Origin of the sequence: Amycolatopsis sp. NPDC049868, assembly GCF_044461365.1 — a bacterium.
GTDB lineage: Bacteria > Actinomycetota > Actinomycetes > Mycobacteriales > Pseudonocardiaceae > Amycolatopsis.
Genome location: NZ_JBITKV010000002.1, coordinates 885,640 through 899,227 on the forward strand (window position 1 = coordinate 885,640; position 13,588 = coordinate 899,227).

The following is a 13,588-nucleotide window of genomic DNA, read 5'->3' on the forward strand; positions in this document are numbered from 1 at the left end:
CGGGTTATTGAGGGGTAATGCATATGTGGCTTGTTGCGGTGAGTGGTCAGGCGAGCCTCGTGGCCAGGGCGTGTCGCGAAAGCCACTTTCGGGACGTGTGATGTCCCGAAAGTGGCTTTCGCGACACGCGCCCAGACCATGGGGCTTCATTCCCGGCGAGCGGGCATGGTGACGACGAAGCCCGTGCTGCGGCCCAGGTCGTCCAGCAGCCATCCCATCCGTTTGGCCGTCCGCAGGATCAGTGCCGAGTCGACGATCGACAGCGGGGCCAGGTCCTGTTCCAGATGTTCCTGCATCCGCATCGATTCCTCGATCGAGCGCATCCAGGTGGTCACCAGCAGGTTCGCCGGTCCGGGCAGGCTCGCGATCTGACGGATGGCCGGATTCGCCCGCAGCCGGTCCACGCAGGTCGGCACGTGCGCGACGGGCACCTGGCACCACCAGTTGACGACGATCGGCGACGGGGTGAGCCCCTGCGCGATCTCGCACCGGAACGTCAGCGCGTCGGCGGCGATCAGATGGCCGAACTGGCGCCGGACGGTCGATACCGGACGGCCGGTGAGCCGGGCGAGGTCCGCGGCGGTGCGGCGGCCGTCCTCGCCCAGCGCGGCGGTCAGCGAGGCGTAAGGCTCCCGCCACGGCTGCAGCGCCGTCTGCCGTCCGCCCGTGCCGCCGGACGGCGGCAGCTGGGACAACGCCTGCACGCGCCCCCGGTCCAGCGCGCCCACCCGCCATGAGCTGCCTTCGACGTGCAGCCGGGACACCAGATGCGAACGGATATTGAGGACACCGGGAAGCCCGGGAATCGCGTCCAGCAGCAGGGTGGAGAGGTCGTGCATGCCGAGGCCGAACACCGTCAGCACCAGGCTGTACTCGCGCGAAGCCTCCTCGATGCTGACCACCGATGGCCAGGTGGACAGTTCGCGGATGAGTTCCCGCACCTGGCCGCTCGCGCAGCGGATCTCGACGTACGCGGCCTGGATCCGGGACCGCCCGGGCACGCGCGGATAAGCCGTCACCCAGGCTCCGCCTCCATCGCGCAGCCGCTCCCATCGCCGCGCCAGCGTCACCGGCGACGAGCCGAGGGCGTCGCCCAGCTGCGCCCAGGTGGCCCGAGGCCGCAGTTGCAGAGCGTGGATGAGCGAAAAGTCCTCCTCATCCAGCGAATCGATCACCATTTGTACGTCCAGGGGCCGATCGTTGAGCGATTCCGACAATTCTAGCCCGATATCGGACGTGGATTCGCACACTCGACGACCAAGACGCGGACGTCCGACGAAGAGGAGAACGACCGGTGGACCTTCACGACGACGCTCGAAGCCTGCAGGACGAGCTGGTCCGGTTGCGGCGCGACCTGCACCGCGAGCCCGAGATCGGTCTCGACCTGCCCCGCACCCAGGAGCGGGTCCTGCGTGAACTCGACGGGCTCGGCCTGGAGGTCTCCACCGGGACCGGCACGACCTCGGTGACCGCGGTGCTGCGCGGCGAGGGTACGGCCCGGGATTCGGCCCGGCCGCGCACGGTCTTGCTGCGCGCGGACATGGACGCACTCCCGGTGGCCGAAGCGACCGGGCTGGACTTCGCCGCTACTAACGGCGCGATGCACGCCTGCGGCCATGATCTGCACACCACGTCGCTGGTCGGCGCGGCGCGGCTGCTGCACACCCACCGCGACCGCATCAACGGCGATGTCGTCTTGATGTTCCAGCCCGGCGAGGAGGGCTGGGACGGCGCAGGCGTGATGCTCCGGGAAGGTGTGCTCGACGCCGCCGGCAGGCGCGCCGACGCGGCCTACGGGCTGCACGTCTTCTCGTCCATGCTGCCCAGCGGGCAGTTCGCCAGCCGCCCCGGCACGCTGATGTCGGCGTCGTACCGGCTGCTCGTCACCGTGCACGGAGAGGGCGGCCACGGCTCGATGCCGCACCGCGCCAAGGACCCGATCTCCGCGACCGCGGCGATGATCACCGCGCTGCAGACGATGGTCACCCGGCGGCTGGACATCTTCGATCCGGCCGTGCTCACGGTCGGCGTCATCCGCGGCGGCACCAAGCGCAACGTCATCCCCGCCACCGCCGACTTCGAGGCCACCGTCCGCTGTTTCTCGGATGCCACCGGCGCGCTGCTCGACACGGCGATCCGCGAGACGATCGAGGGCGTCGCGCGAGCGCACGGCGTCACCGCCGACGTCGTGTTCGAAAGCGAGTACCCGGTCACCGTCACCGACGTCGACGAGACCGCGTTCGGCGCGGAGGTCGTCCGCGAAACGATCGGGGAGCAGTACTACACCGAACTGCCCAATCCGGTGGCCGGTTCCGAGGACTTCTCCCGGGTGCTGGCCGAGGTGCCGGGCACGTTCCTCGGTCTCGGTGCGCTGATGCCCGGGCTCGAACCGGACACCGCGCCCAACAACCACAGCCCGTACGCCGACTTCGATCCGTCCGTGCTGTCCAGGGCGGCCACCGTCTACGCCGAACTCGCCGTCCGCCGTCTCGACCGCTTCGCCGAAGGAGCCACCCGATGAGCGCGACCGTGGACACGGCCACCATCCCGGACCGCCGCCGCACCCTGTTCGGGCTCGGCGCGGGCAACGCGATGGAATGGTTCGACTGGAACATCTACGCGACGTTCGCGTCGTTCTTCGCCGCGCAGTTCTTCAACGCTCACGACGAGGTTTCGGCGCTACTGAGCACCTTGGCGGTCTTCGCGGTCGGCTTCGCGGCCCGGCCCCTCGGAGGCTTGGTCTTCGGCTGGATCGCCGACCGCAAGGGGCGTCAGCTGGCGATGACGCTGACGGTCGCGATCGCCGCCGGCGGCAGCCTCGTCATCGGCTTTTCCCCCACCTACGGCCAGATCGGCGTGTGGGCGTCGGTGATCCTCGTGGTGGCGCGGCTGGCACAGGGCCTCGCGCACGGCGGTGAGCTGCCTTCGGCTCAGACCTACATCTCCGAGGTCGCCCCGCCCGCCCGGCGTGGGCTGTGGTCGAGCCTGATCTATTTCTCCGGCACTTGCGGCGTGCTCGCCGGGACACTGCTGGGCGCGGTCCTCTCCGGTGTGCTGAGCCGCGAGCAAATGCTCTCCTACGGCTGGCGGATCCCGTTCGTGCTCGGCGGCGTCTTCGGGATCTACTCGCTCTACATGCGGCTGCGCATGCGGGAAACCGGGGTGTTCCTCGCCGAGTCGGCGAAGGACGACGCCGCCGGGAAGAAGGCCGAGAAGGGCCGGATCTGGCAGACGATCAAGCAGAACCCGAAGCTGCTCCTGCAGGTCATCGGGATGACCGTCGGGGCAACGGTCATCTACTACATGTGGGCCGTCGCCGCACCGTCGTACGCGATCACCGTGCGGGGCGTCGACCCGACCGGTGCGCTGTGGGCGGGTGTGTTCGCGAACGTGATCTTCCTGATCGCCTTGCCGTTGTGGGGAAGGCTGTCCGACCGCATCGGCAGGAAGCCGGTCCTGTTCATCGCGATCATCGGCCTGCTGGTGCTGAGCTTCCCGCTGAACGCGATGGTCGGCGACCAGGCCTGGCAGTTGTTCGTGGCGATGTCGATCGCGCTGGTCCTCATGGGCGGGTTCTCCTCCATCGGCCCCGCGGTCTACGCGGAGATCTTCCCGACCCGCATCCGCACCATCGGCGTCGGCGTGCCGTATTCGATCGCGGTCGCGGCCTTCGGTGGTACCGCGCCGTACCTGCAGACGCTCTTCGCCAAGAACGGCCACCCGTCGCTGTTCGTCGTCTACGGCATGGTGCTCATGGCCATCAGCGCCTTGGTCGTCTTCACCCTCCCGGAAACCCGGGGCGTCGACCTGCACGAGAAGGCGGACGCGGAGGCCGAGTCCAAGGCCGTCGCCTGAGCCCTCAAAGCGCGTGAAGGCCCCCTTCCCTCGGCTCAGCCGAGGGAAGGGGGCCTTCACGCGCTAGCGGAGTGGTTGGGCTGAAGGCTCCCTTCACCCCGGTCGGCTACGGGGGCGGGTGATCGCGGGCCAGGTCCATGAAGGCCTCCTTGCCTCGGCTCAGCCGAGGAAACTCGACCTTCACACCATGCCAAGTACGTGAAGGCCCCCTTCCTTGCGCCTAGGTACAGGAAGGGGGCCTTCATGTACTTGAGGAGCGAGTCGCACCCTCCCGGTACTCTGTGATACTTTGTAGTAGTACCCAGTGCCACTGAGTACCAAGGAGGGGTGCGATGGACGGTTTGACCGAGATGCTGAAGGGCACGCTCGAGGGTTGTGTGCTGGAGATCGTCGGCGGCGAGGAGACCTATGGGTATGCCATCACGCGTCGGTTGAACGAGCTCGGCTTCGCGGAGGTGGTCGAGGGGACGGTGTACGCCATCCTGCTGCGGCTGGAGAAGAACGGTCTGGTCCAGGTGACGAAACGGCCGTCCGAGCAAGGGCCGCCGCGCAAGTTCTACGCGCTCAACGACGCGGGGCGCGCGGAACTCGCGAGGTTCTGGGCGAAGTGGGAGTACGTCACGTCGCGGATCGACAAGCTCAAGGAGGACGGGAAATGAAATTCTGGGAGACCATCACAGGAAGTGATCTCACCAGGGAATGGAAGGCGTTCGAAGTCCGGGCGCAGGCATTGCCCGCCGACTACCGGTCGGCGTGGGAAGAGATCACGGGGCGTCTTTCCCTCTACTCGGACTTCACCGGCCGCAACCTGATGCCGATTCTCGACGGCGCTTTGGGGCTGCTCGAGGAAACGGCCGCGGACGGGCAGAGCGTGCACGACGTGCTAGGCGACGACATCGAGGGTTTCTGCGCGGCGCTGGCCGGAGAGGAACGCGGCCGCGGCTTTCGCGACCGCTGGCGTGAGCAGCTGAACAGGAACGTCGCCAGGAAACTGAAGCAGCTGGGAGGCTGACGTGGGCATCCAGGACATCATCGAGGGCAAGAAGCAGTGGCGCGCGCACGTGGCGCGGGTCAAGGCGCTCCCGCCGGACTATCAGATCGTCTACAAGGAGATGCAGAAGTACCTGTTCAAGGTGGGGCCGGTCGATCTGGCCGACGGACCCCTGCTGTCCGGGATCGTGGACTTCTTCGAGGAGGGCGCCGCGTCCGGCAAGGGAGTGCTGGAACTCATCGGCGAGGACGTGGCCGCCTTCTGCGACGACTTGATCAAGGACACGCCCACCTACGCGGATGCCTATCAGGAGTCCATCAGCGGCCGGCCGGATCCAGCGTGAGCAGCAGCGGCTTCCTGGCCGCCTTGGCAAGCGGCGCCTCTGCCTGTCGCGCGACATTGATGTTTTCTTTACGGCCGGATCGGCGATTCTTGACGCGAGATCGTTAGTGTCCGCGTCGATGTGCGGCCGCCACGTCCGGGTGGAGATGGCGTGCAGGGGCGCACAGGAGACGCGGGGAGGACAAGGGGTATGACCGAGGTGCCGGATTTCGCTGTTCCGGAGCGGGTGGACAGTCCGGACAGGCAGGCGGTGCCGACGGGCAAGTTCGGCCGATGGCTGATGGAGCACCGGGTCCAGCCGGTGGGGCCGGAGAGCCAGGAGGACCACGCGACGCCGCAGTCGTGGTGGAAGGTCATGTGCCTGACCGGTGTGGACTATTTCTCCACCTTGTCGTATTTGCCCGGTATCGCGGCGCTGGCCGCGGGCGCGCTGTCACCGCTGGCGACGTTGCTGATCGTCGCGCTGACCCTGCTGGGCATGTTGCCGATGTACCGGCGGGTGGCGAAGGAGAGCCCGCACGGCCAGGGGTCGGTCGCGATGCTGGAGAACCTGCTGCCGTTCTGGCGCGGCAAGATCTTCGTGCTGGTACTGCTGGGTTTCGTCGCGACCTCGTGGATCATCACCATCACGCTGTCCTCGGCGGACGCGACGGTGCACGCGCTGGAGAACCCCATCACCCCGTCGTTCCTGCACGGGCACGAAGTGCTGATCACGGTGATCCTGCTGCTGATCCTGGGCGGGGTGTTCCTGCTCGGGTTCAGTGAGGCGGTCGGGGTCGCGATCCCGCTGGTCGCGATCTTCCTGGTGCTCAACGCCGTCGTCGTGGTCGCCGGGATCGGTGAGGTGCTCACCGATCCCGGCGCGTTCGACCGCTGGCTGGACGCGCTCACCTCCGGCGGAGGCGGGTTCGGCGGGGTGATCGGCCCGGCGATCCTGGCGTTCCCGTTGCTGGTGCTCGGGTTGTCCGGGTTCGAGACCGGCGTGAGCATGATGCCGCTGGTGGCGGCCAAGGGCGAGAACGCCGAGCAGAAACTGGCGAGCCGTATCCGCAACACCCGCAAGCTGCTCACCGCCGCCGCGCTGATCATGTCGGTCTACTTGATCGCGACCAGTTTCGTCACCACGGTCCTGATCCCTGCCGACGCGTTCAAACCGGGTGGCGAGGCGAACGGCCGGGCACTGGCGTATCTCGCGCACGAGCTGATGGGCGAATGGGTCGGTACCGTCTATGACATCAGCAGCATCCTGATCCTGTGGTTCGCCGGCGCGTCGGCGATGGCCGGGCTGATCAACATCGTCCCTCGCTACCTGCCCGCGTACGGGATGGCGCCGGACTGGGCCCGCGCGGTCCGGCCGGTGGTGCTGGTCTACACCGCGATCTGCATCCTGGTGACGATCATCTTCAACGCCGACGTCAACGCCCAGGCCGGGGCGTACGCCACCGGGATCCTCGCGATGATGGTGTCGGCGTCGGTCGCCGTGGCGATCTCCGCGGCGAAGAAGCGGCAGCGCAAGGCCGCGATCGCGTTCGCCGTGCTGACCCTGATCCTGATCTACGCGCTGGTGGAGAACGTCATCGAGAAACCCGACGGCCTCACGATCTCCGCGTTCTTCGTCCTCGGGATCATCGTGGTGTCGCTGATCTCGCGGGTCACCCGCACCACGGAACTGCGGGTGGAGCACATCGAGTTCGACGAGCCCGCCCGCCGCTTCGTCACCGAGTCGATCGCTCACGACGGCGCGCTGACCATCATCGCGAACCGTCGTCAGGCCGGGGACGCCGACGAGTACCGGGCGAAGGAGGCCGAGCAGCGCGGCATGAACCCGGTGCCGGGTGCCGCCGACGTCCTGTTCCTCGAAATCGACGTCATCGACCCGTCCGGGTTCAGTGACGTGCTGAAGGTCCGCGGTGTCGAGATCGAAGGATTCCGGGTCCTGCGTGTGGAGAGCCCGGCCGCGCCGAACGCGATCGCGGCCATCCTGCTCGCGCTGCGCGACGCCACCGGGGTGCGGCCGCAGTGCCATTTCGAATGGAGCGAGGGCAACCCGCTCGGGCACCTGTTCCGCTACCTGATCCTCGGCCGTGGCGACACCGCACCGGTGGTCCGCGAGATCATCCGCACCAGCGAGCGCGATCCGGCACTCCGGCCGGGAATCCACGTCGGCTGACGGCGGACGTTAACGAGAGGTCGACGTCGGGGCGATCGGCGTACTGTTCCCGTGAAATTCGGTCTCGTGTCACCGAGAAGCGATTCCCGCCGCACCAGGATCGGGTGCATGCGTACCTCCTACCACGAACAACTCGACCGGCTCGTCGCCCGGCTGCTGCGGACGTCGCGGATGGTCGCCGACATGATGGACCGAGCCGGAACGGCGTTGGTCGAGGCCGACGGTGAGCTGGCGCGCGAGGTCATCGCCGACGGCGCGACCCTGGAACGGGCCAAGGCCGAGGCGGAGGAACACGCACACGCGATCTTGGCGTTGCAGTCGCCGGTGGCGACCGATCTGCGGGTCGTGCTGGCGGCGATCCACGCCGTCGGAGACCTCGACCGGATGGGACGGCTGGCGATTCATGTCGCCGAGGCCGTCCAGCGCAGGTACCCGGCCAGGGTGGTGCCGCAGGTGCTCGTGCCGCGGTTCGTCGAAATGGGCCGTATCGCGGTGTGGCTGGCGGTGATGGCCGGGCAGGCCGTCCAGAGCCGTGACGCGGTGCTGGCCCGGAAGCTGATCAGTGTCGACGACGACATGGACGACCTGCACCGGACGCTTTTCACGGTGATCGACTACCAGGACTGGGCCTACGGCACCGCGAAAGCGGTCGACGCGGCTTTGTTGAGCCGGTATTACGAACGGTTCGCCGATCACGCGGTCTCGCTGGCGAAGCAGACCACGTTCGTCGTCACCGGTCGTCCGAAGTGGACGGACGTCGTGCCCGCACAGGGCGGCGCGCGGATCGCGTAGTCCGGAAATGGAGGTGCCCGGGGACCGGCGTCCCCGGGCACCTCTGTCAGAGCTGTCGCTTGTCGAAGAGGGTCAGGCGTTCGCTGAGGGACCACAGCTTCCGTACATCGCTGGGATCGACGGCGGCGGCCGCGGCTTTCGCGGGCAACCGCCCGTCGTAGTAGCCGCCGTTGAGGACTTTGGCCCCTGGGTTCGCCAGCCGGGCGACGGGTTCGGCTCCTTCGGCGACCGGACGGCCGCGGTAGCTGTATCCCGGAAGCATCCTGGTGGCGATGATGCCAGGGTGCACGCTGACGGCTTCCCGGACCTTCGGCCGGAACTCCGTCAGTGCGGTGGTCATCATGGTGAGAGCGAGTTTGGACTGTGCGTAGGCGGCCCCGCGGTTGTAGCGGCGCTTCCAGTTGAGGTCGTTCCAGTTGATCCGCCCGCCGCGGTGCAGCGAGGAGGACACGTTCACCACGCGGCTCACCTCGGAGCGATCGAGCGCGTCCTCCAGCAGCCGGGTCAGGAGGTACGGGGCCAGATAGTTGACCTGGACGGTCTGTTCGTGGCCGTCCTTGGTGAGCACACGCCCGTGCGGCCCGGTGATTCCGGCGTTGTTGACCAGGACATCAAGGCGGGGATAGGTCTCGCTGACGGTGACGGCGAGATCGATGACCTGACCCAGATCGGTGAAGTCGGCGACGGCGGGCCGAAGCCTTCGCGCGTCGACGCCGGATTTCACCAGCCGGTCGCAGGATTCTTCGCTTTCCTCGCGGGTGCGGGCATGGGCGATCACCGTGCAACCTTGAGCGAGCAGCAGGCGGGCGGTTTCGAAACCGATACCGTCCGACGCTCCGGTGAGCAGGACTGTGGGGCTTTCGTTCATTGGTCCATCCACAAAGGATTCATGGGCGCGTTCGAGGGCGCCCGGGGGCCGTAAAGGTCAACGGCCGGCCGGAGAATCGCCGGTATCGGAGGTATCGCCGACCGGCGCCGGATGAGGTGGACGGTCGTCGTGGCGAACGGCCCACGCGTGCCCTCTGCCCATGGCTCCAGCCAAACGTGTCCGTGACCGGAGAGCAAGACAGGCCGATCCGGTTTTACGGATTCCTACCGTGGCGCCGTTCGGGGAGGCCGGTCACCGGGCGGTCAACCGGAAACGCATCCGGCAGACGACGGCGTCCGAGCGGCGGCGCAGGGCTCGGGCGAGCACGCCGCCGCGCTGGTTCTGCAGGATCCGCTGCCACCAATGTTCCGGTTCGACCTCGGCGATCAGCACGAAGACGTGCCGGTCGCCGACCGTGCGGAGGTGCTCCACCAGTGGCTCGCCGAGACGGCGCCGTTCGTCGTGGAGCTGGACCAGCGTCACTTCGGGGTGCCACTTCTCCCAGTCCGCGACGAAGTCCCGCGCCGCCTGTTCGTCGTCGGGGTGGATGACGTGCACGGCCTCGACGTGGTCGCCGAGCGACAACGCGGCGGCGAGCGCGTCACGGGTCAGGCGGGAGACGGTGTGCACGGGGACGATGACGAGTGAACGGTGCGGCCGCGGGGGAGCGGGGGTCAGGCCGAGTCCGAGCCGCTCGCCGATCCGGCGGTAGCTGCGTTCCACCCATTCCATGGCCGCCACCAGCAGCGGCAGCGCGACGACGATCAGCCAGCCGCCCTCGCCGAACTTGGTCGTCGTCACCACGATCGCCGCGGCTCCGGTGAGCAGCGCGCCGAAGCCGTTGAGCGTGGCCTTGCCGCGCCAGCCGGCCGGGCGGGTCCGCCGCCAGTGCCGGACCATCCCGACCTGGGAGAGGGTGAACCCGACGAACACCCCGATCGCGAACAGCGGGACCAAGGTGTTCATGTCGCCGTCGGTGATGACGAGCAGGAGGGCCGCGGTGATGGCGAGGAAACCGACGCCGTAGCGGTACACCTGGCGTTCCGCGCGCAGGGCGAACACGTGCGGCAGCTTGTTGTGTTTGGCGAGCAACTGGGCCAGCACGGGCAGCCCGCCGAAGGACGTGTTCGCGGCCAAGGCGAGCAGCACCACGGTCGAGAACTGCACCAGGTAGAAACCGAAGCCGTCGCCCAGCGCCGCGGTGGTCACCTGCGAGAGCACGGTGACGCCGTCCACCGGATGGATTCCGAATTTCCCGATCAGCACGGCGATCCCGAGGAGCATCACGCCGAGCAGGCCACCCAGCGCGATCTCCGCGTGTTGTGCGCGCCGGACACGAGGCTTGCGGAACGACGGTACGGCGTTGGCGATCGCCTCGACTCCGGTCAGTGCCGCGCAACCGTTCGCGAAAGCCTTGAGCAGCAATAGAATTCCGACCGCCTGCAGGTTCTGCGCGTGTTCCGGCGCGACGACGGCCGCGGCCGGGCCGGAACGGAACAGGCCGGCGACGATCACGGTCAGGATCGCGCCGACGTAGATCACGGTGGGCACGACGAACACCCGGGCACTCTCGGCGATGCCGCGCAGGTTCACGCCGGTGACCAGCGCCAGCACGCCGAGGCACAACCACAGCGTGTACGGCAGCAGCCCGGGGAACGCCGACGTCAGCGCGGCGACCCCGGCCGCCACCGACACCGCGACGTTGAGCACGTAGTCGACGATCAGCGATGCCGCCGCCACCAGTGAGGCCCGGCGTCCGAGGTAGGCCCGGCTGACCCCGTAGGCCCCGCCGCCGTCGGGGAACGCGGCGATCACCTGACGGTAGGACAGCGTCAACACGCCCAGCAGTACCGCGATCGCGAGGGTGACCGGCACGGTGAAGCCCAGCCCCGCACCGCCGGCGACGGCCAGCACGATGACGATCGCCTCGGGTCCGTAGGCGACCGACGCCATCGCGTCCAAGGACAGCGCGGCGAGCCCGCCGACGACGGAAAGGCGGTGGCGTTCGGAGCGGTCGGTTCCGCTCTCGGGGCGGGTGAGTGTTGTGGTCACGCCGTCAGCGTGGGGTTCCCCTGGTCTTCGGTTCGAGGATGTTGACGGGTTCTTGACAGCGAACCGGGTGAACCCGATGCCAACCTGACGTCCCGGGACAACCACGCGAAACCGGTGGCTCCCAGGGCATTGAGCGCGAACACGAGGGCGTCGTGCCCGGACGGATGCCCCAGTACCAGCCAGGAGTGCAGGATCCAGCAGATCGCCGCGGTGGCGAAGGCGGCTCGTGCGGTGCCGAGCAAGGCGACGGCATCGATCACCGCGACCATGAGCACCACCGAAACGAGCGGCTGCGGTGAGCCGTCGCCCGCCCGTGCGAGGAAAGCCGCGGCGAGGGCGCCGGCGAAACCCAGGGGATAACTGATCAAAGCGGACACCGGGATCCGGCGTGCGGTACGCATCCCGATAGCCGAGCCTGCCGATGACACCGGCTGAAGAGCCGCTTACGGCCTTCGCACGCCGAACGACCCTGTCTTGACGGCGCCACTACGTCAGGCTTGCGGTTCCGGTAGTCAGCGCTACTATGTACCAGTAGTCAGTGATGATGAGTAGTGCGGAAGGGGGTGCCCTGATGGCGACACAAGCTCAGGCGATCCGGGTGCGAGGCCTGGAGAAGTCGTACAAGACGCTGCATGTCCTGCGGGGTGTGGATTTCGACGTGGAAAGGGGCAGTATCTTCGCTCTCCTCGGGTCGAACGGCGCGGGCAAGACCACGGTCGTGAGAATCCTGTCCACGTTGCTCAAGGCGGACGCGGGGACGGCGAGTGTCGATGGTTTGGATGTCACCACGCGCCCGGCGAGCGTGCGTGAGGTCATCAGCCTCACCGGCCAGTTCGCCGCTGTCGACGAGATCCTCAGCGGGCGTGAGAACCTCGTGCTCGTCGCCAGGCTGAGGCATCTGAAGCGGCCGGGCAAGATCGCGGACGACCTGCTGGAGCGGTTCTCGCTGACCGACGCGGGAGCGCGGAAGGTCTCGACGTACTCGGGTGGTATGCGCAGGCGGCTGGACATCGCCATGAGCCTCATCGGGAATCCGCCGGTGATCTTCCTCGACGAGCCGACCACAGGGCTCGACCCCGAGGCGCGAATCGAGGTGTGGGCCGCGGTGAAGGAACTCGCCGCCCGCGGCACGACAGTGTTGCTGACGACGCAATATCTGGACGAGGCCGAGCAGCTCGCCGACCGGATCGCGATACTCCACAAAGGACGGATCATCGTCAACGGCACCCTCGCCGAACTCAAGCGGCTGCTCCCGCCCGCCGAGGTCGAATACGTGGAGAAACAACCGTCCCTGGAGGACGTCTTCCTGGCCATCGTCGGCACGGACAAGTAAGGGGCAGACCATGAACAAGCATTTCTTCGGTGACACGACCGTCCTTTTGGGACGATCGGTGAAGCATGTGACGCGCAGTATGGACACCATCATCACGACGGCGATGATGCCGGTCGCCATGATGCTCATGTTCGTCTACGTGTTCGGGGGCGCGATCGATACCGGAACGGATTCGTATGTGAACTACCTGCTGCCCGGCATCCTGCTGATCACGGTCGCGTCGGGCGTCGCCTATACCGCGCTCAGACTCTTCACCGACATGAAGAGCGGGATCTTCGAACGCTTCCAATCCCTGCCGATCGCGCGTTCGGGCGTGCTGTGGGCACACGTGCTGACCTCGCTCGTCGCCAACCTGGTCTCCCTCGTGATCGTCATAGGCGTCGCCCTCGTCATGGGCTTCCGCTCGGGAGCGGGGCCGGCGACCTGGCTCGCGGTGGCCGGCATCCTGCTCCTGTTCACGCTGGCACTGACCTGGCTGGCGGTCATCCCCGGTCTCTCCGCGAAATCCGTGGACGGTGCGGGCGCGTTCTCCTACCCGCTCATCTTCCTGCCCTTCCTCAGTTCGGCCTTCGTGCCCACCGCCACCATGCCCGGCCCGGTGCGTGCCTTCGCCGAACACCAACCGGTGACCTCGATCGTGAACGCCCTCCGCGCCCTGCTCGACGGCCGGCCGGTCGGCACCGATATCTGGATCGCCCTCGCCTGGTGCGCCGGTCTCCTCGTCGTCGCGTACTTCTTCGCCACGATCACCTATCGGCGCAAGATCTCCTGACCGATGGCGTGCGGTGCTTGAGTTTCGCGAAACGGGTGGCCGCGAACAACGCCGCCACCGCGATCATGCCCAAGGTGGCCAAGAGCCGGTTCACGTCGACCGCGGGTTCCCAGCGCAGCTTGCCGTCTTTGATGACGTACGCTCCCACCGGTTTCGCGGACAGACCGAATCCGCCGCCTTCGCCCGACCGGCCTTTCTCGTCACGGCTGTCACCGCCACCGCCGCCCGTGCCGACCGACGCAGCCACGATCACCGTGACTCCGTCGGCCTGGTACGGCTCGCCGTAGACCATCTTGCTTTCGAGACCGTCTTTGGCCTTCTTCACCAGTTCGTCGACGTTCATGATGTGCTCCCGTATGCGGATTCGTGGTTGGTCCCTTGCCGGATTTCATCTCTCGCGCGCTGTAGCGGTA

At 67.5% G+C, this 13,588-nt stretch carries 14 protein-coding genes; 9 read left to right on the forward strand and 5 right to left on the reverse strand.

Features of this window, described 5'->3' with window-relative positions:
- Positions 1–146: 146 nt before the first annotated feature.
- Complete coding sequence (locus ACIBTM_RS12460; RefSeq protein ID WP_395876566.1) at positions 147–1,178, reverse strand: AsnC family transcriptional regulator; 1,032 nt, start codon at positions 1,176–1,178, stop codon at positions 147–149.
- A 116-nt stretch (positions 1,179–1,294) separates the two neighbouring features.
- On the opposite strand from ACIBTM_RS12460, the gene ACIBTM_RS12465 reads away from it, so the two are divergent.
- The 7 genes from ACIBTM_RS12465 (at position 1,295) to phoU (ending at position 8,150) form a co-directional block, all read left to right on the forward strand.
- Positions 1,295–2,521, forward strand: coding sequence for a M20 family metallopeptidase (locus ACIBTM_RS12465; protein ID WP_395876567.1), 1,227 nt, complete (start codon positions 1,295–1,297; stop codon positions 2,519–2,521).
- Positions 2,518–3,855, forward strand: coding sequence for an MFS transporter (locus ACIBTM_RS12470; protein WP_395876568.1), 1,338 nt, complete (start codon positions 2,518–2,520; stop codon positions 3,853–3,855). The genes ACIBTM_RS12465 and ACIBTM_RS12470 overlap by 4 nt, the downstream gene beginning before the upstream one ends.
- Before the next feature lie 332 nt (positions 3,856–4,187).
- Positions 4,188–4,514, forward strand: coding sequence for a PadR family transcriptional regulator (locus ACIBTM_RS12475; protein ID WP_395876569.1), 327 nt, complete (start codon positions 4,188–4,190; stop codon positions 4,512–4,514).
- Complete coding sequence (locus ACIBTM_RS12480) at positions 4,511–4,867, forward strand: DUF1048 domain-containing protein (protein ID WP_395876570.1); 357 nt, start codon at positions 4,511–4,513, stop codon at positions 4,865–4,867. Before ACIBTM_RS12475 ends, ACIBTM_RS12480 begins: the two co-directional genes overlap by 4 nt.
- A 1-nt stretch (position 4,868) precedes the next feature.
- Positions 4,869–5,189 carry a DUF1048 domain-containing protein gene (locus ACIBTM_RS12485; protein WP_395876571.1) on the forward strand — a complete coding sequence of 107 codons (321 nt, stop codon included), beginning with the start codon at positions 4,869–4,871 and terminating at the stop codon, positions 5,187–5,189.
- 189 nt (positions 5,190–5,378) lie between these two features.
- Positions 5,379–7,358, forward strand: coding sequence for an amino acid transporter (locus ACIBTM_RS12490; RefSeq protein WP_395876572.1), 1,980 nt, complete (start codon positions 5,379–5,381; stop codon positions 7,356–7,358).
- A 108-nt stretch (positions 7,359–7,466) separates the two neighbouring features.
- On the forward strand, positions 7,467–8,150 hold the full coding sequence (gene phoU / locus ACIBTM_RS12495) for a phosphate signaling complex protein PhoU (protein ID WP_395876574.1): 684 nt from the start codon (positions 7,467–7,469) through the stop codon (positions 8,148–8,150).
- A 46-nt stretch (positions 8,151–8,196) separates the two neighbouring features.
- On the opposite strand, the gene ACIBTM_RS12500 is transcribed toward phoU, so the two are convergent.
- From ACIBTM_RS12500 to ACIBTM_RS12510, 3 genes are all read right to left on the reverse strand, one after another.
- Positions 8,197–9,018: an SDR family NAD(P)-dependent oxidoreductase gene (locus ACIBTM_RS12500; protein WP_395876575.1), complete on the reverse strand. Its 822-nt coding sequence runs from the start codon at positions 9,016–9,018 to the stop codon at positions 8,197–8,199.
- A gap of 252 nt (positions 9,019–9,270) precedes the next feature.
- Positions 9,271–11,070, reverse strand: coding sequence for an APC family permease (locus ACIBTM_RS12505; protein WP_395876576.1), 1,800 nt, complete (start codon positions 11,068–11,070; stop codon positions 9,271–9,273).
- Positions 11,067–11,471, reverse strand: coding sequence for a hypothetical protein (locus tag ACIBTM_RS12510; protein ID WP_395876577.1), 405 nt, complete (start codon positions 11,469–11,471; stop codon positions 11,067–11,069). Before ACIBTM_RS12510 ends, ACIBTM_RS12505 begins: the two co-directional genes overlap by 4 nt.
- Before the next feature lie 170 nt (positions 11,472–11,641).
- Here ACIBTM_RS12510 and ACIBTM_RS12515 point away from each other — a divergent pair, with 170 nt between their 5' ends.
- Both ACIBTM_RS12515 and ACIBTM_RS12520 read left to right on the forward strand, forming a co-directional pair.
- A complete protein-coding gene (locus tag ACIBTM_RS12515; RefSeq protein WP_395876578.1) occupies positions 11,642–12,403 on the forward strand; it encodes an ABC transporter ATP-binding protein in 762 nt (253 codons plus the stop codon).
- A gap of 10 nt (positions 12,404–12,413) precedes the next feature.
- Positions 12,414–13,175 carry an ABC transporter permease gene (locus ACIBTM_RS12520; RefSeq protein WP_395876579.1) on the forward strand — a complete coding sequence of 254 codons (762 nt, stop codon included), beginning with the start codon at positions 12,414–12,416 and terminating at the stop codon, positions 13,173–13,175.
- On the opposite strand, the gene ACIBTM_RS12525 is transcribed toward ACIBTM_RS12520, so the two are convergent.
- Positions 13,150–13,518 carry a spore germination protein GerW family protein gene (locus ACIBTM_RS12525; RefSeq protein WP_395876580.1) on the reverse strand — a complete coding sequence of 123 codons (369 nt, stop codon included), beginning with the start codon at positions 13,516–13,518 and terminating at the stop codon, positions 13,150–13,152. The two genes, ACIBTM_RS12520 and ACIBTM_RS12525, sit on opposite strands and share 26 nt — an antisense overlap.
- Positions 13,519–13,588 lie beyond the last annotated feature (70 nt).